Source organism: Sulfitobacter sediminilitoris, from assembly GCF_010667575.1.
GTDB lineage: Bacteria > Pseudomonadota > Alphaproteobacteria > Rhodobacterales > Rhodobacteraceae > Sulfitobacter > Sulfitobacter sediminilitoris.
Window position 1 is genome coordinate 1 of record NZ_JAABNT010000067.1, and the last position, 1,862, is coordinate 1,862.

Here is a 1,862-nt window from a genome sequence, read left to right on the forward strand (position 1 = left end):
AAATGGCGGAAGCTCGACGGCGCAAACCGCATGCCCGAGATCATCGAAGGGATTGCATTTAAGGACGGGATCAAACAACTTAACCAAGCCGCCTGATCACGCCGTCACCAACTTTTGAGCATAGCTCCAAACTGTGCGATGTGGCTATGCTGCTATAGAATGGGCAAACACTGTGTTGAACACAGTAACCTGAAACACTGTGCTTGAACACACTTTCGACGATACTGTTGCCTCGCCAGTATTTAGGCCATTTCTTCTAGCAGAACCAAACGTAACAGCGCAGCTCCAAGTGTATGAGGTTCTTTAGAAATCCGTTTGCAGCCGCAAAGCCTCATAACGCCTTGGGCGGGCAATAGGTCCGCTCAGGGCTCGTTCCAGCCATTAGCTGCGCACAGCACTAAGTTCTGCTGAGCGGACAAAGCGGACACTTCTGCCAAGCTCTTGTATGTCCGCTTTCTTCAAAAGGCTGTGAGACGTGCTCTCCAAGAAAACCCACTGCGTTAGTCAACCAACCCCAATTGGCGGGCAATCGTTGCGCTGTCATAGTAATCGCGGCCTTCTACCACCATTCCTTCTTTGACTCTCATCACGGAACAATAGCGAACTTCGGCTTTCTTTCCCGTTGGTTGAAAATCCCCGAGGCTAGAACGCAGCACGCCCGCGTGAATGCCAGTATTGCGGAACTCAACGGTTGCCCATTCTCCGCATTGGCTGACAATTACGTTCTCAACTTCGCAAAGACCGTCTGGAAAAGCTTCTCGCCAACGATAGTAGTCGTCTTTGTAAGCTTCCTTTCCGGTCAGCTTTTCTTGACGAGCGATATCTTCAAAGTCGCAATCATCCGAAATAATTTCTGCCCCGCGGTCAGGATCGCGCATGCCCCATGACTCGTGAAACTGGCGAACAATTTGTTCTGTAGGGTGCATGAAATACGTCCTTCGGCATTGGTTGCGGGTTGGGCTCTGCAAAAATTCTAACTACGCTCGTCACCGAGTGATCATAGCAGACATTCGTCCCATATGGCTTGCGATAATCTTGTTGCATCGGTCGTCCCGTTTGCACTTGCATTTCAATATATCAAGAGCCAGCCTCATCCCACCTTCCAAAAGAGAGCCTTATGATGGATATTCGGAAAACGGTCTTCACCAAAGAAATCATAAATGCTGACGAAATGGGAAAACCCTGCGCGCCGATCACACGTGCCGCTGCTATGGCAGTTGTGCGAAACCCCCTCGCAGGGAAAGCTCAAGACGACTTATCGCAGTTGTACGATTTTGGAGCCGAACTTGGGAAAACTCTAACGCAGGAACTGATTCAAATGCTCTCGGGGGCGCCCATTTGCTACGGCAAAGCAGCCCTTGTCGGATCATCAGGCGCGATGGAACACGGAGCAGCAGTGTTGCACCCCAAGCTTGGCAAACCCGTGCGCGCCGCTATGGGGGGCGGCAAATCCTTGATGCCATCAAATCACAAAGTTGGGGCATTGGGCGGTAGTATCGATCTCCCGCTTGGGCACAAAGACGAGGCATGGTCGTTTGATCACATAGACACGATGACCCTGTGGGTTCCTGACGCACCGCGCGCAGACGAAATCGTTCTTTGCCTCGGAATGTCAGACGGAACCCGCGTTCACCCGAGGGTTGGCAAAGGGCCAATTCAAGCCTGAGAGACTGAAAACGATTTTCGGAACTCTTCCCAAAGCAGCCATTTGAAGCAAACGTAGCATCGGTCGTAGTGGGCTCTCTCCTGCCGATCGCTGCGCTCAACACTAAGGTCTACTGAGCGGGACTATGTCGCCATTGATCAGCTAAATGGTTTGGCCGGGCTGGTGGCACGCTTCGAGCCAATCCTGCCCTCCAACT

The 1,862-nt window shown here is 52.0% G+C and carries 2 protein-coding genes; one reads left to right on the forward strand and one right to left on the reverse strand.

What is annotated here, in order from left to right; translation table 11 throughout:
• Positions 1–500 precede the first annotated feature (500 nt).
• A complete protein-coding gene (locus GV827_RS23110; RefSeq protein WP_164356666.1) occupies positions 501–926 on the reverse strand; it encodes an ester cyclase in 426 nt (141 codons plus the stop codon).
• Positions 927–1,120: 194 nt separating this feature from the next.
• On the opposite strand from GV827_RS23110, the gene GV827_RS23115 reads away from it, so the two are divergent.
• The gene (locus GV827_RS23115) at positions 1,121–1,666 is read left to right on the forward strand and encodes an amino acid synthesis family protein (protein WP_164356667.1); all 546 of its coding nucleotides are present in this window, start codon (positions 1,121–1,123) and stop codon (positions 1,664–1,666) included.
• Positions 1,667–1,862 lie beyond the last annotated feature (196 nt).